We start from the raw sequence: 21,887 nt of genomic DNA on the forward strand, positions 1-21,887 counted from the left end.
ATTAGCTAAGATCATCTTCAGGATTTTCTGAATAAGATGTTTCGTCTGTTACATTATTCTCTTGTCCGGTCTGATATTGCTTGCACAAATACCAGTGTTTTTCGTGATGGTAATGCCATAAAGATTTTTGTAGTTCTTCGGCTGTTTGCAAACGATGTACACTCAACCATTCGCCTACGCTGTGCACCGATTCGACGAAACACACCGGCGTTTCATGATCGCGGGTATTGGCGACCTCTTCATTGTCATATACTTCAGAAATAGCTTTATAACCCGTCATGATGGGCACCAGATATCCCGCCTCCGGTTTGGCAATATACTCCCAGTCAGCCTCGGTTTTTTCTGTCGGAGTACAATAATCTTGCCATTGACTTAAGAGCTTTTTGTTGGATTTAGTCGGTTGAAGCTGAGCAAAATAGCTTTTCAAGCACTCCGGCAATTCAGATTCTTGATAAGGTCTTTGACGATGGTTAGTCCAAGAATCGATCAGTTGCCGATAGTCTTCGCTTTCCGGCTCCGTTTTAACCAAATTAGCCAAATGTTCAGTAATCAGATTAGATTTGGGACGGGCTTGTTGTTTGACGGCGATAAAATCGAACCAGGCATCGATCAATTCCGTTTCAGGATTATTTTGTTGCAGTGTTTGATGGTGGTTTTCAAGATATTCCGAACGATCTGTCAGCAGAAAGCCCGGCAATAATCTGCGTTTTATGGTTCGTAATGTCGCTTTATTCTGCGTATCGAATATCTCGATACGGCCAATTTTTAAGATCGTTCCGCCAGCCAAACGTTGACGCATACAAGCATTTTCCAGCCATTCGATAAAGGCATCCTGGCGGTTGCCGATATTACCCTCGCACCCAATCAGCAAAGAGACTGTCATGTTCATTTTGCCTTCTTCGATAACGGGCGGATTAGCAGCTTTATCGTGTGACTTCAAAAAAGGGGGATTCCTGCTCTGGGTAAATTGGTAGTCATAAGGCTTGTAGGTATGCACTTGTTGTTTATGCGATACGACAGCGCATCCATTTAAACCAATATCGTTTAAATTTTCGGTTTCATGAAGCTTGCGCAGCAAGTTATGAGTAAAACCCAAAAAATGGGTTACAGCCGGAAAGCCCCAAGTAAAGCCAGCAATTGCATTGGCGTTTTGTACTTGAATGCGATTAATAAGAATATACTGACTCACGCCTCCTCCCTGATTGGCATATCGGCTTCAATCATTTGGTTATTTTCTCTGAGTGGTTGTGCTAATAGTTCCGCCCAGATACGAGAATGTGCTTTTTGTGGTGTAAATTTCTTGTCTTTGCCGATCAGCTTATAATTCAACCAACGGGCAAAATCATTACAAATTTCCGCTTGCCAATCATTGGCTTTTCTTGCCTTCTGGAATGCATCATCATCCCGATAAGGATCAAGAAAATATTGATGAGCGGGTTTAAGTTTTATACCGTCTCCAGCCGTCCAACTAGCTTGCTGATTCTGAATATCAGCCGCGTACGATAAAACCTCATCAATGATGTCATTCACCCATTTATCTATCCATTTGCGGCGTTTAGGATCTCGAATACTTAGATCTATATTTTGATAACGTAATAAAAAATCACGCAAATAATCAATCGATATACGCGTATTTGTATTTAAGAAGATAGCGTAGAACAGTGATGAGTGATTGGCAGGCGGCTTTAGTTGGCTTTGCCAAGTGGGAGGTTGACTGGAAAATAAATATAACCTGCCACCTCGCGCTCCGTTTAACACAGAAACGTTTTGTGGTTGACTCAAAGTAGTAGAAATTTTGGCAACATTTATTGAACGCAGATAGGGTTGTTGATGATAGCGTTGTTGGCTTTTGCTTTTTTTTAATTTTTCTTGTTGCTTTTTAGCGGACTTTTCAAAGTTTTTAAGAAATAAGGAATGTGCGAGAGAAGATGATTTCATGACTGTTAAAAGATGATAGTCATTTTCAACTGGAAAATAAATTTGCTTAGCTAAACAATCGCTTTTAAGAGATGGTGCTAAATTTCTTTGAAAGCCATTCATCCATCGATCAAGCTCTCCTTCTTTATCCGCAAATTTGCTCAACGGCTGGAGATTTCCACGTTTAATTTCTTCACTGAGCATGTTGCCATTTTTCAGCATCAAAAATTTAACAATTTTAGAAAACTTGGCATCAGGATACGCACCGTCGTAATTTTTATTCGTAAGGGAACTTGTAGTGACGTAACTATGATCTATTGCATGGTTGTCATCTAACATTGAAGATCCACCACTGCTTGAATGGGTCAGCTTGGCAACATGAGTGGCTGGCTGAACACCATTCCCTAGCATCAATGCTCTACAAATCCAGATGTTATAAAAACAGTTTTTTCCTTTTAACTTCTTCAATTCCTGGTCATGACTCTCAAGCCAGCCCCGTTGAATAAAAGAATCATAATACTTCTCTAATTTAGGCTTGTTTTTTTGCGTGACCGGAGTCGTTCTGATTTTTTTTAAATCATTTTCTAAAATTTTTCTATCTACATCATCAGCAGTTTCCGCCTGTATGCATTTTTCAAAATAGAACTTTGAAATTAATTCGTTTAAGTATTCTTCCTTTTTGCTATGTTCATCTAATCCATCAATATATTCTTTAATCACTTCTTCCCAAGTACTAAGCTTGTTAGCATCATTAGTCATTGCTATTTCCTATTTCTTTATACAGTCCCAAATTAGGATGGTAGAGGTATTCTTGCTGTCTGTTGCTTTCGTAATCGATCAGACGAACTTCGCCAAATCGTCGGCTCACTTCCACTAATTCAATGGCAAAATCATTGGCGAGTTCGGAATAAATTGTTAGTGGATCGAGGTTAAACCAGACATTATTCCTTTCGCCTATTTCCAGGTCTTTGCCGCTTGAAATGACAATAGAACCATGATCGGCAAATTTCGCAGGATAAACATGCTCGTTTTTCCATTTCCATCTTGGCTCGGAATAACTGTCTTCCAGCCATAGGTAATAAGCTTCATCCTGTGGCGATGCACGGAAGCGTTGCTGCCGTTGAATTTCACCGCACCAGTGGGGATTGTTTCTCCACCAAATTTTTGCCCCTGTTCTATCTCCAAATAATTGGGCGGCAAGGGCTTTATGTTCCAGTTCAACCAGGTTTAAATAGCTATTACCCTTTTTTCGATATTCTGAAGGTAAGGTTATCCTCGGTACGGCATTGATAGTCTGATATTGGTCAGTATCTAAAAGGCTATTTAAATCTTTTTCTGCCAGTTGCCGTTCCGCTGATTCAAACCCCGGCTTTTCAAAACAAACCGATTTATAAACCAAGGCTCTGTAGTTTTCGTTTAACAATAGAATATTGGCCGTTTCTGGAACATGATCGCGGTGTCTAAGAACTCGACCGGCTAATTGAATGATGGAACGCATGGAACTGGGTTCCACAATCGCCCAGTCGTAATCATGATCCCGGCCAACCTCCGCAACCGGCGAGGCCAGGACTACGAAGACATGATGTTGTTGCGGATGTTTATCAAGCGCCTGTTTTACCGAATCATGCCACCAAATCTCTTCCGGCTTTTTCCGCTTCAGCACTTTGTCCAGGCGGGCTTCCAGATATGAGCGTATGCCGATTGGATAGTGACTGTGATAGACGCAATAGTGTATGCAGGTATTGGCTTGGGTTACCTCTCGTTTCAATAAGGCCTTAGCAACGGCTACCAAAGGATCAATATTCGCCATACGCACCAATCCAATGGAGATAGTTTGTCCGTCTTTACTTTGATTATGGTGTTTATGCAGATTGAGTATATTTTGTTGAACAGTGTCAGCCAACCGACCAATGCTGTCTGTACAAGAATCACTGATAGAGATAATGCGACCTTTACGTTGAGGCAAGGTGTTTTCCTTCAGCTTTTTGATTCGGTCTTTGATGAATTTTTTATGCAACGCTTTAAATGCGTCAAATTCCTTAACTGGTTCGGCCTGCGGCGTATTGAATTCATCGAACCAGGCACAGTTAATATGTGCATCCCAATTTTCGATATTTGCCTGGGCATATTGCTTCCACCCTGAGTAGTAGGACTGATAGAGCGCGTAAACCAACGCCGGCGGCATAGTTGCGGTGGAAAGCAAGACGCGACTGCCCAAAATGCCTGCCCAATTCACCAGCCTGCATAATGCCGGCAGGTCATTCAAACCAAAATCATCCGGCTCATCCAATACCAGGTCTGAACTTAATAAGCGCAACATAGGGCCGATCTGCTTGCCACCTTTCGTGCCTTCGGTCGCCGGTATCAAGTGGTCAATAGTGCTAACCAGCACCGGCGCTTGAATCAGTTTTTCCAGTTTGTCGTTTTTTTTCGTCCAGCTGCTCAGACTGTGATCGTAGATATCGCCGGTATAATCAACAAAGAGATCGGCATCCAGCGCTTCTTCCGATTCGCTGCCAGAACCCTCATATTGACTGGACTCATTTATGCCACTTTGCTTTTGTTCACCACTTGATTTACTTTGTTCATTTTCAAACAATTCTTTAGCGGCTATGCCACCAACCATAATGGCCAATTCTTCATCGGTCAGCTCTAGCATTTCCCGGAACTCTTTTCCGGTTTGCAGTGTTAAGGTGCGTAGACCCAGTGCCACATTGAAGCGAATTCGCCCCGTTTCGCTACCAAGCGCATACATGATTTTTGCATTGGCCAATGTTTTTCCTTTGCCAGTCGACGCCATGTTAATGCCGAAAAAGCCGTGATTGACACTCTCTTTGCTTAAATCCTGCGCCAGTTTCTTTGCCTGGTCTTGCCAGCCGAACTCCTCTTTGAACGCTTTACGGACATTTGCTTCAAGAAAAGCGTTTTTTTCAAGTTGTCTGAGCGTTGCATTAAATCGAGGTAATGATCGAACAATTTTTTGCGCATGATGCGCCACCCCAATGAGATGCTCATCCAACTGCTGTTTAAACTGTTTGGTTTTTTTATCGGTATTGGCAAACGCTTGATAGTGTGGATTTTGCCATTCTGGTGTCGCGTTTTGTGACGAATAGTAATGATCTGACAACATCAGACACAACCGGGCAAGATGAGAACTGAAAAGCTGCTCATCCAACCAATTGCATTCGTCACTAAGTACTCTTGATAATTTGGTTATGGTTTCCGAAGCAATCAGGCAGGCTTTAGAACGCCATTGCATACTTTGAACGGGCAATCCTTTCTCAAAATGCCAATTAGCTTCTATCCGCTCAGCTTGGTCTTTGTCTTTACAATTAGGGGAATTCCATATCGCTTCAAAATTGGTGTTGATCCATTGATCAACAGACTCCATAGGAGGTACAGAAACACCTTTCCATGCTGGACAAATCGGTAATCTATGATGCGTTAGAATTAGCCAAGCAACCAATCTTGCAAATGGCGGTAGGTCAGTTATCGGATGATTTTCAGTAACATGCCCATCCAAGCCATCTCTGAAACAATTAGAAAATCCATCTTGATCTATTTGGGTTAAAGCATCAAGCCACTGAATATCACTCTTGTCGCCAATAAATGCTTGGAACAAACGAAGCGACACCCACTCATGTCGGTAGGGTTCGAATACAGATGTTTTCTTATTTGGATCAATCTTATCCTGAAATAATTGATTGGCCTTGCCATAGTCGTGGAACAAACCGGCAATAGTGGCGGCGTATTTTATAATCTCGATAGTTTTCCACTGGCTGTTATCGGCAAATTGAGTAATTTCCGTTTCGGTATAATTCACCGGCACAACCCCCTCCCGATTAAACTTGCTCCGATTCCCCACGACCCAAACCAACTCGCTCCGGCTTCGACTCCGTATCCAATGACAACTCACGGCGGTGTTCTTGGTCGCGGTTTTTCTCAGCAGCTTTTTTACCGCTTGTAAGCCTTCCTCAGTGATCACGGTTTGCCAGGTGCGGCTGCCAATGCGGTTGGCGAAGGCGTCGAGGACGCGGCGGGTGCGGTTTAGCGCTTTTTTCTCGCATTCGGACACGAAGGTGACCATCATGTTAGGAACTCCAGTTTATTGTTCTCATTCTGGATTAGTGCTAATGTAAACACATACGATATATACACGAGGTGTTTTATGACGACAACGCGCGTTTTTAAAAGCGGTAATTCGCAAGCGGTGCGAATTCCCAAAGAGTTCCAGTTTGATGCGGATGAGGTGGAGATTTTTCGACGCGGCGATGAGGTGGTGTTACGCAAAAAACCGGATAATCTTGCGGATGTGATGGACATTTTCGCCAGCTTCTCAGATGATTTTATGGCGGAAGAACGGATTGACCCTCCGCCGCAGCATCGGGATTTTGACTGATGCAAGCTCTGTACATGCTGGATACGGATATTTGTATTTATCTTAAAAAACGCCGTCCGGCTTGCATTGCAGAAAGGTTTAGGCAATTGCGGCATGGTGAAGTTGTGATTTCGATGATTACCTATGGTGAATTGTTTTCGGGGGCATTGAAAAGCCGAGAAAAAGAAGCGGCCATCATGAATGTCCAACTGCTGGCTGCTCGTTTGCCGGTGCAACCTATGCTGGTTGAGGTTGCGGAGGTTTATGCCTCTATTCGCAGTGACTTGGAAAAAAAAGGTTGTCTGATTGGGGGCAATGACCTTTGGATTGCCGCTCACGCAGTTGCTTTGGATTTGACATTGGTCACTAATAACACAAGGAATTTTAGACGTATTGATGGCTTGCGGCTTGAAAATTGGGTTGAGTGATTTTAAGCTATGAGCGTTTTCACGCGGACGCGTAGGAATGATTCGACCCGCTAAACTCATGCCTTATCTCCCTGCAAGGCGATATCCTTAACAGTGTCAAACATAAATTCCAGCGCTTTATGTTCGGTAAATTTTTGCAGAATTTGTTGACGGAATTCCTGTTCGGTCGTTTTTTCCTTGGCGCAGATGAAGGCCCACGGCAATATCAACGTATCTTTGACTAGGTCGGCGACATCAAATACCAATGCCCCGCGTCTCGTTTTACCGTGCATGACCGCGAAACCGTGCGGGATGCCGAGTACCCACAGCGTCGTGGCACCCAAGCCGTAGGCCAGATAGTTGCCGTGATTGAGAAAAATATTGGCGTCATCGACACTTTCGGCATTACGGCTAAAATCACTGTGCTTAGTTCGTTTGACGGCGGCTTTATACAGGCTTTTGGTCAGTTGCGCCTCACCTACCAATAATTCGGTGACGTTTTTGGCATTGTCGATTTTCGCGGCGCAATTGGCTAACGCGCCTGCTATGTCTTCGTCGTTGCTGTCAAACCCTTCGGTTTTGAGATCCTTATCATTGGCCCAGATGCGGCTTAAATAGTCGATGCGTCCGTGTTGAAACTGCTTTGCGACTTGTAACCTTTTTTGTGCATCGAACCAAAACGACAACCAACCTTGGATATATTCCGTGGGTCGGTATTCGCTTTGCGGCGTTAGCCATTCGATTTCGTTGCCCATCAACAACGGCGTACCTCCGCCTCCGCAAAATCCGATTAACACGCCGGCCGATGCCAACATTCTGGCTGCCGCTTGCGTGATCGAGGTACCGGTACCGAGCAGAATCACCGTGGTATTGGCAATCGGTATATTCCAGTACTGTTTTTCTTCCTTGGCTTCTGTCAGATAGAGTACGCGACCATCCTTTTGCATCACCCGGCATTTTTCCAGATAGTAGATGTTGGCGCGTTTGGAATGTAATATCGCTTTAAGATCGGTGAGTTGTTCCATTGTTAAGTACCTGCTATGCCAATCAAATTCGTATCTATAAACATGCGATCGCCTATCGAGTATCATTGTTAATAACCATTACTTGTATTCGAAAAGAAATTTTTTATCTCTTCTCCTCTCTAAAGTTTGTTTACTGCTAAGCTACTGATAGAATTCTTGACCATTCAATTAAGAAATATATAAATTTTATTTTCATAACTCTAACACCATGAGTAGTCTCTTGCAACCGAATTTAAAATGGGAACAGCGTCATCGATTAACTTTGCTGGAAGCGACGGTGTTTTGGAGCGGCGAAATTTCGACCGGTACGTTGATTAATTATTTCGGCATCAGTCGGGTACAGGCTTCGAAGGATTTGACGCTTTATCAATCGCTGTGTCCGGGAAATATTCGTTACGATAAGCATTTGAAACGGTATGTGGTCGACGATTCGTTTAAACCGGGCTTCATGGATGGAACGACCGGCGAGCTGTTACAGGTTTTAAAATTACAGCAACAAAACGGTTACGAAACCTTGATCGCATTAGTCGGTAACCTTCCAACCGTTGAAATCGTCAATCCTTTGGTACGGCAAATCGATACGCGAGTTTTGCGCGGCGTTGTGCAGGCGGTGCGTTTTAAATTCGGGCTGGAGATTTCGTATCAATCGTTGTCTAGTCCTGAGCCTAAGACTTTGCAAATCAACCCTCATACTTTGGTGTTCGACGGTTTGCGTTGGCACGTTCGATCTTTCAGCGTAACTCACAACGACTACCGCGATTTCGTTCTTGCACGTATTCATAGCGTCTCTATTTTGGGTAAGGCTGACGAGGCGCCTTTTACCGACACCTTGTGGAACAAGTGGTTGACTATCGAAATCGGTCCGCATCCGGGATTGAACGAAGCGCAAAAAAGCGTGATCGAGCGCGATTTCGGAATGGTCGACGGTAAATGCGTCACTCAAATTCGGGCTGCCTTGTTGTCGTATTTTCTTTTGAGTATGCGAATCGGCAAGGACGATCTGCATCGGGAAGCGATGGAGCAGCAAATCGTGCTTTTGAATCGCGATGAGATCAAGGACTTTATCTTTTTTTAACGCACGGTATCCTTCCTAGAAATCTAAGTAATATGCACAAAATAACTGCTACAGTCAGTAGGCTTTGCGGCGATTCGGTGACTCGCTTGACAGGACGCCGTGAACCCAACACCTAAATTATCCAAGATAGTTAAACATAGTCAATGGACTATGGAATTTAGGTGCTGGGTGAATACATCCATGTAGGCTCGACGGCGGAATCTGATTGCCATGGATGGCATGAATGCAGATTTTGCAGGAGCAAAAATCTGCCCTGCCGCCGACGCCTGTCAATCGAGCCACCGAACCCCTTCCCAGAAGTTGTCGAAGTTATTTCATGCTCGTTCCTAATCATATCTTTCAATTGACATGAACAAAAAATGCCGATGGGCTTTGTCCAGCCCGCTTGAAGAGGACTATCACGATCGCGAGTGGGGTGTGCCGGTGCATGACGACCGCCTGTTGTTCGAGTTTTTGGTTTTGGAGGGCGCTCAGGCGGGCTTGAGTTGGTCGACGATTTTGAAAAAGCGGGACAATTTCAGGGCAGCGTTCGACAATTTCGATCCGGTATCGGTGGCCGGCTATGATGACGCAAAAATCGCGGAGTTGCTGGAGAATCCGGGCATCATTCGCAACCGGCTCAAAGTGAATGCCGCTGTGACCAATGCACGCGCTTTTTTGAACGTCATAGAAGAAGCCGGGAGTTTCGATGCGTTTCTATGGGATTTTGTCGACGGCCAGCCAGTCCAGAACGCGTGGCGGACGCACGCCGAGTTGCCGGCGAATACGCCTTTATCGGATCGGCTCAGTAAAGAATTGAAAAGACGAGGTTTTAAATTCGTCGGTTCGACGATTTGTTATGCGTTCATGCAGGCGGTCGGCATGATCAACGATCATACTGTCGATTGTTTTCGTTATGGGGAGATTGCGCGGATTTCGGATTGATATACTTTCCGGTTACTAGGAAGTGATTATTTCTTAACTCTTATGGATTCTCACGGAGGACTATGGGAACCGGAGAACGTTCGGGGCGGCTTAAATAACCCGCCCCGCGTGAAGTGTTCGACTTATTATGCTTCCAGCACGAATGCGGCTTTCAGCTTGTTCATGGCGTTTTTTTCCAACTGCCGGATGCGCTCGGCTGAAACATTGTAGCGTTCGGCCAAATCATGCAAAGTCGCTTTTTCTTCGCTTAGCCAGCGGCTATTGAGAATATCGAGACTACGCTCATCAAGCTCCGCCATTGCTTCGCTTAGCATGTTTTCTTCATAACCTTGCCATTGCTCGTTTTCCAGCAAATCCGCAGGGTCCGAGTTATGTTGTTCTAAGTAACTGACTGGCGAGGCGTAAGTGCTTTCGTCGGAAGGCTCGTCATGCGGCATGTCGAAAGCCATATCCGAACCGTCCATACGTTTTTCCATTTCATAAACGGTTTTGAGATCAACGCCTAAATCGTTGGCGACAGCTTTCGCCTCGTCGTGCGACAACCAGCCTAGGTTGTTTTTCGATTTGCGTAAATTAAAAAACAGTTTACGCTGAGCTTTGGTTGTAGCGATTTTGACGATACGCCAGTTTTTGATGACGTATTCATGTATTTCCGCTCTGATCCAATGCACGGCAAAGGTCACTAAGCGAACCCCGACATCGGGATCGAAGCGTTTGACGGCTTTCATGAGGCCGACGTTGCCTTCTTGAATGATGTCGGGCAATGGCAGTCCGTAACCGCTGTATCCACGCGCGACATGAACAACAAAACGAAGATTCGACATAACTAGCTCCTTCGCTGCTTCCAAGTCGCCTTCATCGCGATAGCGAAGCGCTAGTTTGCGCTCATGTTCGTGAGACAAAGTCGGCATTTGCGCGACCGCATTCAAATAAGCGTCGAATGTTCCTACGGAAAGATTAGTTGGTAAGGCAAAGGCTAATGCGTTACTCATGATTTCCCCTTATTTTTAAATTTGCCCGATTTTAGCACTCTCGTGGTATGAGTGCTAAAATTTTTATAAGTTCCGCATTATTTTGTGAGTGAATTCATAATCGATAGGGCTCGGGGCGATTCTGATTCACTGGGGATATCGCTATAAATACCTTATTGGAGTCAAGGACTTAAACTGACTTTCGGTTTATTCGGGCTTGGTCAGTCTTAATTGATAGCAAAGCACCGCCCAGGCAGCAACTACTCCAAGCAGTGAAGAAATCGCAATTAATGACATCATTTCGCCGAAACTCAAATAACGCATCGAAAATACGCCGTCATAAAGACCGGACAATCGATCGATCGGTTGCTGCAGAATAAACAGCATGACCGTCACAGTAATCCAAGCCAAAATGCCCGAACAAAAACCCAACCAAAAACCGGTATACAAAAACGGCCTTTGAATAAAACGATGGGTCGCGCCCACCAGTTTAGCGATGATGACTTCATCACGCCGGTTGTGTAATTCCAGTCTTATCGTATTGCCGGTAATGAATAATACGGCTAGGGCCAATATAAAACTGAGCAGCGTAACACCACGATCCGCCAGTTCCATGATCGAATACAAGCGTTTGATCCATTGCATATCCAATTGTGCAAAATCGACTTCTTGTAAATCCGTTAATTTTGTAAACAATTCGTCAAGTTGCGGTCCTTCTTCGAGGCTATGTTCCGGCATAACCTGAATGACTGTCGGCAAGGGGTTTTTATCCAACGCCTTCAGTGCATCGCCGAAACCGCTATATTCACGAAATTCAGCGAGCCCTTGGGTTTTCGTAATAACCTTGACTTCCTGTATATGATCGAATTTTTTAATTTTCTCGGCTAAATTTACGCCGGCATCATCGGTGACGTGATCTTTTAAAAACAACGAAATTTGATTGCTATCTTCGAGTCCGCCGGTTAATTGTTGAATATTGGCGACCAACAGATAGAATCCTGCGGCCAACGAAATTGCAATGGATAATACGCTGACGGTCATCAGCGATGTCACAGGTGCGCGCGCCAAACGACCTAAACTGGAAAACAAGGCTTGCGCATGAATATCCAGGTAAGTCTGTAGCATAGCGCTTAGCCTACCGGAAACAACTTTTCGTCGGACTTCCTTTTTCTGTCGGGGTTGCGGTCTTCTGTGGTTGATATTCGGCTTTTTCATCTGTTAACTTGCGACCAAGCGGCCATGATCCAATTGCAATACACGATGTCCCATTCGCTCAACCAAAGCGATATCATGTGTGGCAATCAACACCGTTACGCCGACTTGTTGAAAATCCTCAAATAATTTCATAATCTCGGACGACAATTCCGGATCCAAGTTACCGGTCGGCTCGTCGGCGAGAATCAACGGCGGTTTGTTTATAACGGCGCGGGCAATGCCGACGCGCTGCTGTTCGCCGCCGGACAAAGTCTGCGGAAGTTTTTTTTCCTTACCCAGCAAGCCGACCTTATCGAGCGCTGCTCGAACGCGCCGACCGATATCAAAATGACTGTAACCCGCCACCACCAACGGCAATGCGACATTGTCGAAAACGGTTCTATCTTGCAGCAATTTATAATCCTGAAATATTAAGCCCAGCTTCCTTCGTATATAGGGTATTTGTCGATCGGACGCCTTGTTCAGATTTTGCCCGTCCAACAAAACTTGACCGCGCGAACATCTTTCCATGACCGCGATCAATTTCAACAAAGTGCTTTTACCGGCTCCGGAATGGCCGGTCAAAAAAGCGAATTCGCCGCGCTGTAGATGAAATGTGACATCCAGCAATGCATCGCCGGCATCGGGATAACGTTTACTGACATGATCGAATTTGAGCATAAACCTATTGATCTTTAACAAATAAGGCGTCGACAAACTGTTTCGCATCGAAATCTTGCAAATCGTCGATTCCTTCACCGATACCGATAAAACGAATCGGCACGCTGAATTGCTTGGCTAATGCAAAAATAACCCCGCCCTTCGCTGTGCCGTCCAACTTGGTTAATGCGATACCGGTCAATGCCACAGTTTCGTTAAATTGTTTCGCCTGAGACAACGCGTTCTGACCGGTTCCCGCGTCTAAAACCAACAAAACCTCGTGCGGCGCGGTTTCATCGAGCTTTCCGATAATGCGCTTAACCTTTTTCAGTTCGTCCATCAGATTGGATTTGGTGTGTAAACGTCCTGCGGTATCGGCAATCAACACGTCGACACCTTTGGCCTGTGCCGATTGAACACCGTCATAAATCACCGAGGCCGAGTCGGCGCCTGTGTGCTGCGCGACGACATGAATGTTGTTACGCTCGCCCCAGGTTTGCAACTGTTCGACTGCCGCCGCCCTGAAGGTGTCGCCCGCTGCCAGCATCACGCTATGGCCTTGAGATTGAAAGCGCTTGGCCATTTTACCGATCGTCGTAGTTTTGCCGGCACCGTTGACGCCGACTACCAAAATCACGAACGGTTTATCTTGTTTGGGAATCTGTAAGGGATCATCACAAGGTTTAAGAATAGCCAATAATTCTTGTTTTAGCGCATTTTCCAATGCTTCCCCGTCGTTTAATTGATGCCGTTCGAGACTATCGGTCAGTCGCCGAATGATTGCTGTCGTTGCTTCGATACCGATATCGGCCATCAATAATCTGGCTTCGATTTCCTCCAGTAAATCGTCGTCGATGGCTTTTTGACCAATAGGAATCGTTGCCATCAATCCGCTAAGGCCGGACCGGGTTTTTTGCAGCTGCGACTTGAGACGGCGCGTCAGCGATTCCGGTTCCGGCTCGACATAGCCGACTTCGATTACTGCTTCGGCAGCTTCAAACTCGGCGACAGGACGCTCGACCGTTTCGCCGGCCAACACTTCGCCCGCATATCCGTAACGGCTATAAACGGCGATCGCGAGCAACGGCAGCATCAATATTGCCGAAACAAAATTATGCACAATGGCCGACCATGCCGATAGTCCGTATTTGGCGGCAATTACGCTAAAGCCGATTTGCACGAATAATAAAATACTCAGCATCATGCCGGCTTTTCTGACCGGTTTGGCGCAATTAGCCGAGGTAGCTCGCAGCACCAGCCAAGTTAAGACAACAAAAATCGGCAGGGCAAAGACTCTATGCAACCAATGGGCCGCCACCTGTGCATCGTAGGATAAAATCCCTTGATAACCGGTAACCAGACCATTGAATATATTCAACGCGGCACGGTAATCGGCTTCCGGCCACCATTGCCCGTTACACTGCGGAAAACCGCTGCAGACTTGTCCCGCATGATTGGCGCTAACCCATAAACCGGATAGGGTTTGCACCAACACCAACAAGCCGGCGAACCCGGCAAGCCAGATGGGACCGCTTATTCGATTTAGCTTATTTAAGGCAGGATTTAATCGTACAAATAGCCAACTCAATAGCCAAAACTGGATAAATCCAAGCAATGCCTGAGCAGTAACTATAATCGGCATCGCATTCAATTCGACCGCTTTAACGGCCGTGCAAACTTGCGCAGCCGCCAGGATAAGTAACGCCACCGCTCCAGTTGTCGCCACGGACCGGTGAAATTGCTGGCGCCATGCGATCAATGCCAACAGCAAGACGGTCAACATCGATAAGCCGAATACATAGCGTCGCGCCATTTCTTGCCAAGCTTTACTTACATCGACAGCTTTTCCCGGATAAAGCTGTTCGGCCGAAGTTTTAAACTCGGCATTATCGGCGATAAACCATTGACCGTAACATTCAGGCCAGTCCGGGCATGCCAAATCCGCTCCGGTCAACTTGACGACGGAACCGGCTACGATAAGCAGTAAAGCCAAAAAGGCGGAAACAAAAGTTATTTTTCTAAACATGGTCTATCCGATTTACGAAACATGATTTATCCGATTTGCGAAACACTCAGCAATTTTCTGAGATCGCTCTTAACATCATAAGGGTCAAATCCGGGCTGATAACGCATCATGATATTGCCCAATGGATCCATGATCAACAGCATACCGTTCACGATCCCGGGTCCGTTGAGCTTTGACAGTTGCTTCAACAAATCCGCACTAGGGCGAGTCTTTAGCAGTCGATCGTCGTCTTGCCACCATGTGTTCATATACCGTTCGGCATCGGGATTCAGCAACATCACAGTTCGACGAATACGGGTTAACTCTTTGCCCATCATCAATAAGAGTTGTTTGGACTTATAAACGGCATCAAGGCAGGTTTGATCGCAATCCGCATCAGGCACCACATTGATTAAAACCCAGCGGCCTTTTAATTCGTCGATATTTTCAGCCGAGAACGAATCGATACCAATTAGATCGGGCCGCTCGGTCAATAACGGCGGAATAATCAATTCGCCATGATTGGTCGCACCTTTAAGTAGATTGGGATGTTCTTTTAAATACCACGCAAAAAGAAATGGGATGATCGACATTCCGAAAATAATCAGAATTAGGTTGCGATTTTTTTTCTGTTGATTATTCATGTTTTGTTTTGCACGCGTACCATATAAATAAAGCCGTTAAAGTTAAAGCCAAGCCATACCATTGCACCGCATAAGCCACATGCTTTTCAGGAGGTATGACAGTCGCGATACGCCATTCCCGCAAATAACCTTCACCTCCGGCTTGGTGTAGTTCAATTTGATAATCGGCCAACGGATAACCCAGTTTCTCAGCAACAACGTTGCTGTCGATCAGTTGCACGAGAGACGGCCAAGTATCGGTCGGAATTTCCGAGCCTTCCAGATGATAACCGACATCAGGAAAAGTATTGATTCGTCCTTTGACGGTAACATTACTTTTTTGCAAGGTAATATCAGGCAACGTTTGTCGATCAGTCCCCGCCTCAATCCAACCTCGATTAACCAAGACTGCCGTATTGGAGTTTTTCGGCAACAGCGGCGTCATCACGAAATAACCGGCCTTTCCGTGTCTAATTTGATTATCCAGCAAAAACTGACGCTTGGTATCGTAACGCCCGGTTAATTCGACAGCTCGATAACGAATACTCGCGGCATCGGCCGGCAACTCCGATGTTAACGACAACGGCGGTAATTGGCTTTGTTTCTCCTGTTCGGCCAGATAGGCGGCTTTTTCCGAAGATCTGGATAATTGCCAATTTCCTAGCGAAATCAGTAGTACCATCAACAACACATAGGCGATTGATGGAATTAATGTGAGTCTAAGCTTACAAAGACCGATTTTAATCGTCATGGTTTTTGGGTTGTCCTATTGGCAAGCGTCGATTAATCGTTGAGAATACCCGATTATCATCGATCGCTTTTAGACTTTTTTATGCTAATTAAAACTATCTTCATTATTGCGTTTGCTGCAATCCTTATCAGCCTGGGCTCCGCGCTTTATCATATCGTTGTCCGCAAACCGGAAGACCGGTCGGATAAAGCCGTCAAAGCATTAACAGTCCGAATTTCATTGTCAATCGTGTTATTCGTTTTATTATTCCTGGCGATGGCCTTCGGCTTATTGAAACCTCACGGCATCGGCTCGGTCATTCATGCAAAAAAACCGCCTCAAGCGGAACAAAGCCGATAAACCCCTCTCTCAAGCAGGACGGGGTTTGCAAGCCCGTCCTGAGCGTTTCGAACGAAATAAAACCATTTAGAAAGTAATTATTCATACCCCGTTCCCACGCTCCAACGTCACTGCCATTAAGTTACCTGATTAGCAAGATGCTTCAGCTTGCCGAAGTCAACTGTCCGAGCAGTGGCCAGTCGTAGCCACTTCTGCGGGACGGGTTATTTAACCCGTCCCGCACAGATCCTCTTTCATCTTGCCCCTTTCATCTTGCCCCTTTCATCTTGCCCCTTTCACCTTTCTTAAATCGAACGACAAAAAAAAAGCGCTACCTGGCAGACAGCGCTTTAATTTGATGCCCTGTTATCGACTTACATCATGTAAACGAAGATAAATAACCCTAACCAAACGACATCGACAAAATGCCAATACCAGGCGGCCGCTTCGAATGCGAAATGATTCTCCGGTTTAAAATGCCCTTTCCAGGTGCGGAACAATACCACAGAAAGAATAATCGCACCGACACAAACGTGGAAACCATGGAAGCCTGTTAACATAAAGAATGTCGATCCGTAAATTCCTGAACCTAAGGTCAAGCCCATTTCGGTATAAGCTTCGTGATATTCTATCGCTTGAAAGCCGACGAACAGAAAACCTAACGCAACCGTCGCGATTAAGCCTTTAATGAGCTGATCGCGGTTTTTTGCCAACAAACCATGATGCGCCCAAGTACATGTGACACCACTGGTCAACAGAATTAATGTGTTTAAAAACGGTAAGCCCCAAGCCCCCATCGGTTCGTATTCGCCGCCGATTTCACCCGGTCCGTTAGTCGGCCACATGGCTTCGAATGCCGGCCACAAGGTTTCATGAGTCGCACGCCCGGGACCGTCGCCGAAACCGCCAAGCCAAGGTACTGAAAGATTTCGCGTATACCATAAGGTACCGAAGAATACCGCAAAGAACATGACTTCCGAAAAAATGAACCACATCATCCCCATGCGATAGGAAATACCGACTTGAGTACTGTACATTCCCGATTCGCTTTCCACGGACTGAAGCGTAAACCAGCCGGCAAGCATGATAATAAATACGACGAAGCCCATAATCATCATCGCCGGGCCGATCGAGGAGCCGTTTAACACATTGGCAAATCCTGCCAGAGTCATCATAAGACCAACCGTACCGATAATCGGCCAGGTCGCCTTATGAGGAATGTAATAAGCGTTTGTAGACATAACCTTCCCCTATTTTTGCTTTTTTGCTGTTAATTCAGTGTTATCGAAAAATGTGTATGCAAGCGTAATTGTTTTGTACTTTTCAGGCAGTTTCGGATCTACCACGAAACGAACCGGCATCGTTTTAGCTTCATGCGCTTCGAAACTTTGTTCGTCAAAACAAAAACATTGCGTCTTGGTGAAAAATTCCGCAGCCTGACCCGGCGCAATACTAGGGATCGCCCGGGCAATCATCAGCTTATCGGTGAGGTTTTCGGCATAAAAATTGACCGTATAGTATTGTCCGGGATGCACCTTCATTTTGTATGTCTCGGCACGAAACGTCATCGGCGCGGCTTGGTTCAACGAAGTGACAAACTCAACGGTTACTTCACGGCTTTCATCGACGTCGCGTGCCGTTTCTGCGACCGCAACCGAGGCCGTTTTGCCGTTCAGCCCCGTTATGTCACAAAATACATCGTAAATCGGTACAAGCACATATCCGAAACCGAACATGCCCACCGCAATCAATACTAAATTGCGGACCAGCTTTCTGTTTTTTTGCTTTGTATCATCATTCATTGCGAAATAGCTCTTAAAACCGCAAATACGTATATCGCAATCGCGACAGCGACCAGCACCACAGCTGTGAAAATATTCTTTGTTTTCGTATTCATAACATCACCACTTTACCCGCCGTCAGACGGGTAAAGTTTCTGAGAAAAGTCAATCCTTGTACAAAAACGATTACAGCGCTGTCCGATTAGAAATGTTCGGTTGGAATTTCTTTCGGCGGCGTCGTGAACGTATGGTAAGGAAGCGGGGAAGGTAAAGTCCATTCCAAGCTGTGTTTAGACGCATCTTCCCAGACTTCGCCGGTCACTTCTTCGCCGGTTCCGCCTCTGATCGTTTTGATCACGATATACAGGAACAATAACTGGCTAAAGCCGAATACGAATGCACCGATACTCGATACCATGTTCCAATCGGCGAATTGCACGGCATAGTCAGGGATACGACGCGGCATGCCTGCCAAGCCTAAGAAATGCTGAGGGAAGAACAATACGTTGACCGAAATCGCCGACAACCAGAAATGCAGTTGTCCCAATTTTTCGTCATACATATTGCCGGTCCATTTCGGCAGCCAGAAATAACCCGCCGCCATCAAAATGAAGATAGACGCAGGTACCAGCGTGTAATGAAAATGCGCGACAATGAAATAGGTGTCGTGATATTGGAAATCCGAAGGCGCGACCGACATCATCAATCCGGTGAAACCGCCCATCGTGAACAGCACGACGAACGCGATCGAAAACAACATCGGCGTTTCGAAGGTCATCGAGCCTTTCCACATGGTCGCGGTCCAGTTGAAAACCTTGACGCCGGTTGGAATCGCAATCAGCATCGTCGCATACATGAAGTAGAGCTCTCCGGCTACCGGCATGCCGACCGTGAACATGTGGTGAGCCCAAACGATGAACGACAAAAACGCGATCGAAGCGGTCGCATAGACCATCGAGCTGTAACCGAACAACGGTTTACGTGCGAAGACCGGAATGATCGTCGAAGCCACGCCGAAAGTCGGCAGAATCATCACATAAACTTCAGGATGACCGAAGAACCAAAAAATGTGCTGATAAAGGACAGGATCGCCGCCGCCGGCTGCATCGAAGAAACTAGTATCGAAGAAGCGGTCGGTCAATAACATAGTTACCGCACCGGCAAAAACCGGCATGATCGCGATCAATAAAAACGCAGTGATCAACCAAGTCCAGACGAACAACGGCATTTTCATCAACGTCATGCCAGGTGCGCGCATGTTGAAGATCGTCGCAATGATGTTAATCGCACCCATTATCGATGAAATACCGAGCAAATGAACTGAGAAGATCGCGAACGGCAAAGCAGCGCCGGTTTGCAGCACCAATGGCGGATAGAGCGTCCAGCCGGAAGCCGGAGCACCACCTTCCATGAACAAGGTACTTGCCAATAACAACGCACCGGCAACTAACAGCCAGAAACTCATGTTGTTCATACGCGGCAACGCCATATCAGGCGCACCGATCATTAATGGAATCATCCAGTTGGCTAATCCAACAAATGCCGGCATAACCGCGCCGAATACCATGATCAACGCATGCATTGTCGTCATTGAATTGAAGAACTGAGGCTCAACGAATTGCAAGCCCGGTTCGAACAACTCCGCGCGGATAACCAAAGCCATCGCGCCGCCTAGAAAAAACATTGCTAACGAAAACAGCAAATACAGTGTACCGATATCCTTATGATTGGTGGTAATGATCCATCTTAACAGCCCCTTTTCCGGACCATGGTCGTGATGATCGTGATGATCATCATGTTCAGCTACTACCGCAGACATATTGTTACCTCTATAAATTTTAAAAAGATTAGAATTTGAATAAAGTTAAACATTACTCTTCATCATCATCCTCATCCTCATCTTCCTCTTCATCCGTCGGTACGGATGATTTCAATGACTTAATCGCAGCGGGTTGAACCGAATCGCCCACCGAGTTACCTAATGCATTGCGGGTATAGGTGACGACTGCGGCAAATTCGGTTTCGCTCAGCATTTGTCCGAATGCAGGCATCATTCCTTTTCCGTTATACATTAACTCGATTTGAGCATCGATATCGCCCGTGACGACAGAGCTGCCAGTCAAAGCCGGGAATGTGCCTTCCATGCCTGCGCCGTCGGCCATATGACAGGAAGCGCAGTTATTGACATAAACGGTTTCGCCCTTGGCCATCAACTCGTCTGTGGTCCATTCCTTATCCGCCTGTTGTTTTTCGACTTCGGCCCCTGCCTTCTGAGATTCAACCCATGCATCGTAGTCGTCTTGCTCCATTGCGATCACGACGATCGGCATGAAACCATGATCCTTTCCGCAAAGTTCGGCGCATTGTCCGCGGTAGGTTCCGGGTTTTTCGACATAAGTCCAGGCTTCATTTATAAAGCCGGGAACCGTATCTTTTTTCCAACCTAGATCAGGTACCCACCAGGAATGCAGTACATCGGCCGCGGTAAATAAAAAGCGGATTTTGGTGTTGGTAGGAACAACCAACGGATGATCGACATTAAGCAAGTAATGAGGCACCGATCTTGGATCGATACCGGAACCGAGTTGGCGAGCCCTATTACTGGCTTCGTCCAGGCTGCTGAAAAAGTGAATGCCGTTATCCAGGTATTCATATTCCCATTTCCATTGCCAGCCGGTGACTTTGATCGACATATCCGCATCTTGAACATCGTCCAAATCGAGCATCGTTTTTGTGGCCGGAATCGCCATACCGACCAGAATCAAAGTCGGAATAATCGTCCAGATAATTTCGACTTTGGTGCTCTCATGAAATTGAGATGCGACATGCCCTTTCGATTTGCGATGGTGATAAATCGAGTAAAACATTGTGCCGAACACAGCAATACCGATAAACACGCATATCCATAAAATCAACATATGCAAATCGTAGACTTCTTGACTGATCTGGGTTACGCCATGCCTCAGATTCAGAGTATATTCGGCCTGCGCAGTCCCTAGTCCCAAGGACATCAAGAACAGGCTTGCGAATAGTTGCTTGGTTTTCTTCACGGAGCAGCCTCCCGGTGGTAGTTAGAAACTCTTGTATGCAATTGATAAATTTTTAGTAACGACATCAGCGCCAGTCTGTTTTAAAATCAAGACTTGTTCAGTTTGGCTTTCTAACGGCAAGCACCCTATCCTAGGTCAATGAAATAGAGAAAAAGTTTCTCTCGCTGATCAGCTACTCTTAGCCGGGGTTCAAAGCAAATCAACATTCACTAATTTCCCTGTTTTTATAATAGCTATTTTAAAAAACGAGAATTTTAACCCATGATGCGACGGTAAGCCAGAAGTGCTTTGCCAATGCCTTAAAACTAACGCACACAAAAAAGCCCGTGACTCCTCCTTCACGGGCTTCAATGGTCTTCATTTTCACAATCCATTTCGGGCTAACAGTCTTCATCGACAGTGACCTCAACCGTCAATTTAAACCTCAACCGTACCGAAAACCTTGGAAAAGATGCCGACTCTTTGTTGAAAAATCCTCAATTCATTTTTTCATCAATTAACTCAAAACGGCAGCATAGCCTCTATCGAAAGTCGGAATGTGACTTTCCAACCAACTCTTAACCATTCCTGATTAGCAAGATGCTTCAGCTTGCCGAAGCCAAGTGTCCGAGCAGGGGCCAGTCGTAGTCGCAAAAACTAAAATATGCTGTTACCCAAGCTCCAGCTTGGGTAACCTGTTCAGGAAGCTCTAGCTTCCCGACAATCAAGAAAGATTGAACGAGCGAGTCGGGGTTGATTGAGAATGTGCGGAGGTTGTGTCGGTCTCAGGAAGCTCTTGCCCTGAGCATGTCGAAGGGGGAGCTTCCGG

At 45.9% G+C, this 21,887-nt stretch carries 19 protein-coding genes; 5 read left to right on the forward strand and 14 right to left on the reverse strand.

Annotation, left to right across the window (positions count from 1 at the left end; translation table 11 throughout):
- Position 1: 1 nt before the first annotated feature.
- From csy2 to cas3f, 3 genes are read right to left on the reverse strand one after another with little or no spacing between them, the layout of a single operon-like run.
- Positions 2–1,189, reverse strand: coding sequence for a type I-F CRISPR-associated protein Csy2 (gene csy2 / locus ACRJJO_RS03040; protein WP_431064461.1), 1,188 nt, complete (start codon positions 1,187–1,189; stop codon positions 2–4).
- A complete protein-coding gene (gene csy1, locus ACRJJO_RS03045) occupies positions 1,186–2,676 on the reverse strand; it encodes a type I-F CRISPR-associated protein Csy1 (RefSeq protein WP_431064462.1) in 1,491 nt (496 codons plus the stop codon). Before csy1 ends, csy2 begins: the two co-directional genes overlap by 4 nt.
- Entirely contained in the window at positions 2,669–6,007 is a 3,339-nt protein-coding gene (cas3f, locus tag ACRJJO_RS03050) for a type I-F CRISPR-associated helicase Cas3f (protein ID WP_431064463.1), read from the reverse strand. The genes csy1 and cas3f overlap by 8 nt, the downstream gene beginning before the upstream one ends.
- Positions 6,008–6,085: 78 nt before the next feature.
- On the opposite strand from cas3f, the gene ACRJJO_RS03055 reads away from it, so the two are divergent.
- Together ACRJJO_RS03055 and ACRJJO_RS03060 are read left to right on the forward strand one after the other, a co-directional pair.
- Complete coding sequence (locus ACRJJO_RS03055; protein WP_431064464.1) at positions 6,086–6,316, forward strand: antitoxin; 231 nt, start codon at positions 6,086–6,088, stop codon at positions 6,314–6,316.
- A 14-nt stretch (positions 6,317–6,330) separates the two neighbouring features.
- Positions 6,331–6,723, forward strand: a complete 393-nt coding sequence (locus ACRJJO_RS03060) for a type II toxin-antitoxin system VapC family toxin (protein WP_431064465.1) — start codon at positions 6,331–6,333, stop codon at positions 6,721–6,723.
- 56 nt (positions 6,724–6,779) lie between these two features.
- On the opposite strand, the gene cas1f is transcribed toward ACRJJO_RS03060, so the two are convergent.
- Positions 6,780–7,727 (reverse strand): type I-F CRISPR-associated endonuclease Cas1f, encoded by a 948-nt coding sequence (gene cas1f, locus ACRJJO_RS03065; protein ID WP_431064466.1) that lies wholly within the window; start codon positions 7,725–7,727, stop codon positions 6,780–6,782.
- Between the two features lie 208 nt (positions 7,728–7,935).
- Here cas1f and ACRJJO_RS03070 point away from each other — a divergent pair, with 208 nt between their 5' ends.
- Both ACRJJO_RS03070 and ACRJJO_RS03075 read left to right on the forward strand, forming a co-directional pair.
- Positions 7,936–8,802: a WYL domain-containing protein gene (locus ACRJJO_RS03070; protein WP_431064467.1), complete on the forward strand. Its 867-nt coding sequence runs from the start codon at positions 7,936–7,938 to the stop codon at positions 8,800–8,802.
- 348 nt (positions 8,803–9,150) lie between these two features.
- Positions 9,151–9,726, forward strand: coding sequence for a DNA-3-methyladenine glycosylase I (locus ACRJJO_RS03075; protein ID WP_431064468.1), 576 nt, complete (start codon positions 9,151–9,153; stop codon positions 9,724–9,726).
- Positions 9,727–9,851: 125 nt separating this feature from the next.
- Here the strand turns inward: ACRJJO_RS03075 and rpoH are convergent, their stop codons facing one another.
- From rpoH to ACRJJO_RS03105, 6 genes are all read right to left on the reverse strand, one after another.
- Positions 9,852–10,718, reverse strand: a complete 867-nt coding sequence (gene rpoH, locus ACRJJO_RS03080) for an RNA polymerase sigma factor RpoH (RefSeq protein ID WP_125218888.1) — start codon at positions 10,716–10,718, stop codon at positions 9,852–9,854.
- Positions 10,719–10,904: 186 nt separating this feature from the next.
- Positions 10,905–11,822: a permease-like cell division protein FtsX gene (gene ftsX / locus ACRJJO_RS03085; RefSeq protein WP_431064469.1), complete on the reverse strand. Its 918-nt coding sequence runs from the start codon at positions 11,820–11,822 to the stop codon at positions 10,905–10,907.
- Between the two features lie 93 nt (positions 11,823–11,915).
- The gene (gene ftsE / locus ACRJJO_RS03090; RefSeq protein WP_046061116.1) at positions 11,916–12,572 is read right to left on the reverse strand and encodes a cell division ATP-binding protein FtsE; all 657 of its coding nucleotides are present in this window, start codon (positions 12,570–12,572) and stop codon (positions 11,916–11,918) included.
- A gap of 4 nt (positions 12,573–12,576) precedes the next feature.
- Entirely contained in the window at positions 12,577–14,577 is a 2,001-nt protein-coding gene (gene ftsY, locus ACRJJO_RS03095; protein WP_431064470.1) for a signal recognition particle-docking protein FtsY, read from the reverse strand.
- 26 nt (positions 14,578–14,603) lie between these two features.
- On the reverse strand, positions 14,604–15,200 hold the full coding sequence (locus ACRJJO_RS03100) for a hypothetical protein (protein WP_431064471.1): 597 nt from the start codon (positions 15,198–15,200) through the stop codon (positions 14,604–14,606).
- Entirely contained in the window at positions 15,193–15,930 is a 738-nt protein-coding gene (locus ACRJJO_RS03105) for an SURF1 family protein (protein ID WP_431064472.1), read from the reverse strand. Before ACRJJO_RS03105 ends, ACRJJO_RS03100 begins: the two co-directional genes overlap by 8 nt.
- An 81-nt stretch (positions 15,931–16,011) precedes the next feature.
- On the opposite strand from ACRJJO_RS03105, the gene ACRJJO_RS03110 reads away from it, so the two are divergent.
- The gene (locus ACRJJO_RS03110; RefSeq protein WP_431064473.1) at positions 16,012–16,269 is read left to right on the forward strand and encodes a twin transmembrane helix small protein; all 258 of its coding nucleotides are present in this window, start codon (positions 16,012–16,014) and stop codon (positions 16,267–16,269) included.
- A 353-nt stretch (positions 16,270–16,622) separates the two neighbouring features.
- Here the strand turns inward: ACRJJO_RS03110 and ACRJJO_RS03115 are convergent, their stop codons facing one another.
- The 4 genes from ACRJJO_RS03115 to coxB all read right to left on the reverse strand — a co-directional run bounded on the left by ACRJJO_RS03115 (position 16,623) and on the right by coxB (position 21,079).
- Entirely contained in the window at positions 16,623–17,489 is an 867-nt protein-coding gene (locus tag ACRJJO_RS03115) for a cytochrome c oxidase subunit 3 (protein ID WP_404360664.1), read from the reverse strand.
- Positions 17,490–17,498: 9 nt separating this feature from the next.
- Positions 17,499–18,050: a cytochrome c oxidase assembly protein gene (locus ACRJJO_RS03120; protein ID WP_431064474.1), complete on the reverse strand. Its 552-nt coding sequence runs from the start codon at positions 18,048–18,050 to the stop codon at positions 17,499–17,501.
- A 181-nt stretch (positions 18,051–18,231) separates the two neighbouring features.
- The gene (gene ctaD / locus ACRJJO_RS03125) at positions 18,232–19,848 is read right to left on the reverse strand and encodes a cytochrome c oxidase subunit I (protein ID WP_404360662.1); all 1,617 of its coding nucleotides are present in this window, start codon (positions 19,846–19,848) and stop codon (positions 18,232–18,234) included.
- A 52-nt stretch (positions 19,849–19,900) separates the two neighbouring features.
- A complete protein-coding gene (gene coxB, locus ACRJJO_RS03130) occupies positions 19,901–21,079 on the reverse strand; it encodes a cytochrome c oxidase subunit II (RefSeq protein ID WP_431064475.1) in 1,179 nt (392 codons plus the stop codon).
- Positions 21,080–21,887 lie beyond the last annotated feature (808 nt).

The organism is Methylotuvimicrobium sp. (assembly GCF_050611805.1).
GTDB lineage: Bacteria > Pseudomonadota > Gammaproteobacteria > Methylococcales > Methylomonadaceae > Methylotuvimicrobium.

Coding starts and splice junctions, on each gene's coding strand:
- ACRJJO_RS03110 (WP_431064473.1), top strand. CDS start 16,012: ATGCTAATTAAAACTATCTTCATTATTGCGTTTGCTGCAATCCTTATC.
- ACRJJO_RS03100 (WP_431064471.1), bottom strand. CDS start 15,200: ATGAATAATCAACAGAAAAAAAATCGCAACCTAATTCTGATTATTTTC.
- ACRJJO_RS03060 (WP_431064465.1), top strand. CDS start 6,331: ATGCTGGATACGGATATTTGTATTTATCTTAAAAAACGCCGTCCGGCT.
- ACRJJO_RS03115 (WP_404360664.1), bottom strand. CDS start 17,489: ATGTCTACAAACGCTTATTACATTCCTCATAAGGCGACCTGGCCGATT.
- ACRJJO_RS03055 (WP_431064464.1), top strand. CDS start 6,086: ATGACGACAACGCGCGTTTTTAAAAGCGGTAATTCGCAAGCGGTGCGA.
- ACRJJO_RS03075 (WP_431064468.1), top strand. CDS start 9,151: ATGAACAAAAAATGCCGATGGGCTTTGTCCAGCCCGCTTGAAGAGGAC.
- ACRJJO_RS03070 (WP_431064467.1), top strand. CDS start 7,936: ATGAGTAGTCTCTTGCAACCGAATTTAAAATGGGAACAGCGTCATCGA.
- csy1 (WP_431064462.1), bottom strand. CDS start 2,676: ATGACTAATGATGCTAACAAGCTTAGTACTTGGGAAGAAGTGATTAAA.
- cas3f (WP_431064463.1), bottom strand. CDS start 6,007: ATGATGGTCACCTTCGTGTCCGAATGCGAGAAAAAAGCGCTAAACCGC.
- ftsY (WP_431064470.1), bottom strand. CDS start 14,577: ATGTTTAGAAAAATAACTTTTGTTTCCGCCTTTTTGGCTTTACTGCTT.
- ctaD (WP_404360662.1), bottom strand. CDS start 19,848: ATGTCTGCGGTAGTAGCTGAACATGATGATCATCACGATCATCACGAC.
- ftsX (WP_431064469.1), bottom strand. CDS start 11,822: ATGCTACAGACTTACCTGGATATTCATGCGCAAGCCTTGTTTTCCAGT.
- ACRJJO_RS03120 (WP_431064474.1), bottom strand. CDS start 18,050: ATGAATGATGATACAAAGCAAAAAAACAGAAAGCTGGTCCGCAATTTA.
- rpoH (WP_125218888.1), bottom strand. CDS start 10,718: ATGAGTAACGCATTAGCCTTTGCCTTACCAACTAATCTTTCCGTAGGA.
- cas1f (WP_431064466.1), bottom strand. CDS start 7,727: ATGGAACAACTCACCGATCTTAAAGCGATATTACATTCCAAACGCGCC.
- ftsE (WP_046061116.1), bottom strand. CDS start 12,572: ATGCTCAAATTCGATCATGTCAGTAAACGTTATCCCGATGCCGGCGAT.
- ACRJJO_RS03105 (WP_431064472.1), bottom strand. CDS start 15,930: ATGACGATTAAAATCGGTCTTTGTAAGCTTAGACTCACATTAATTCCA.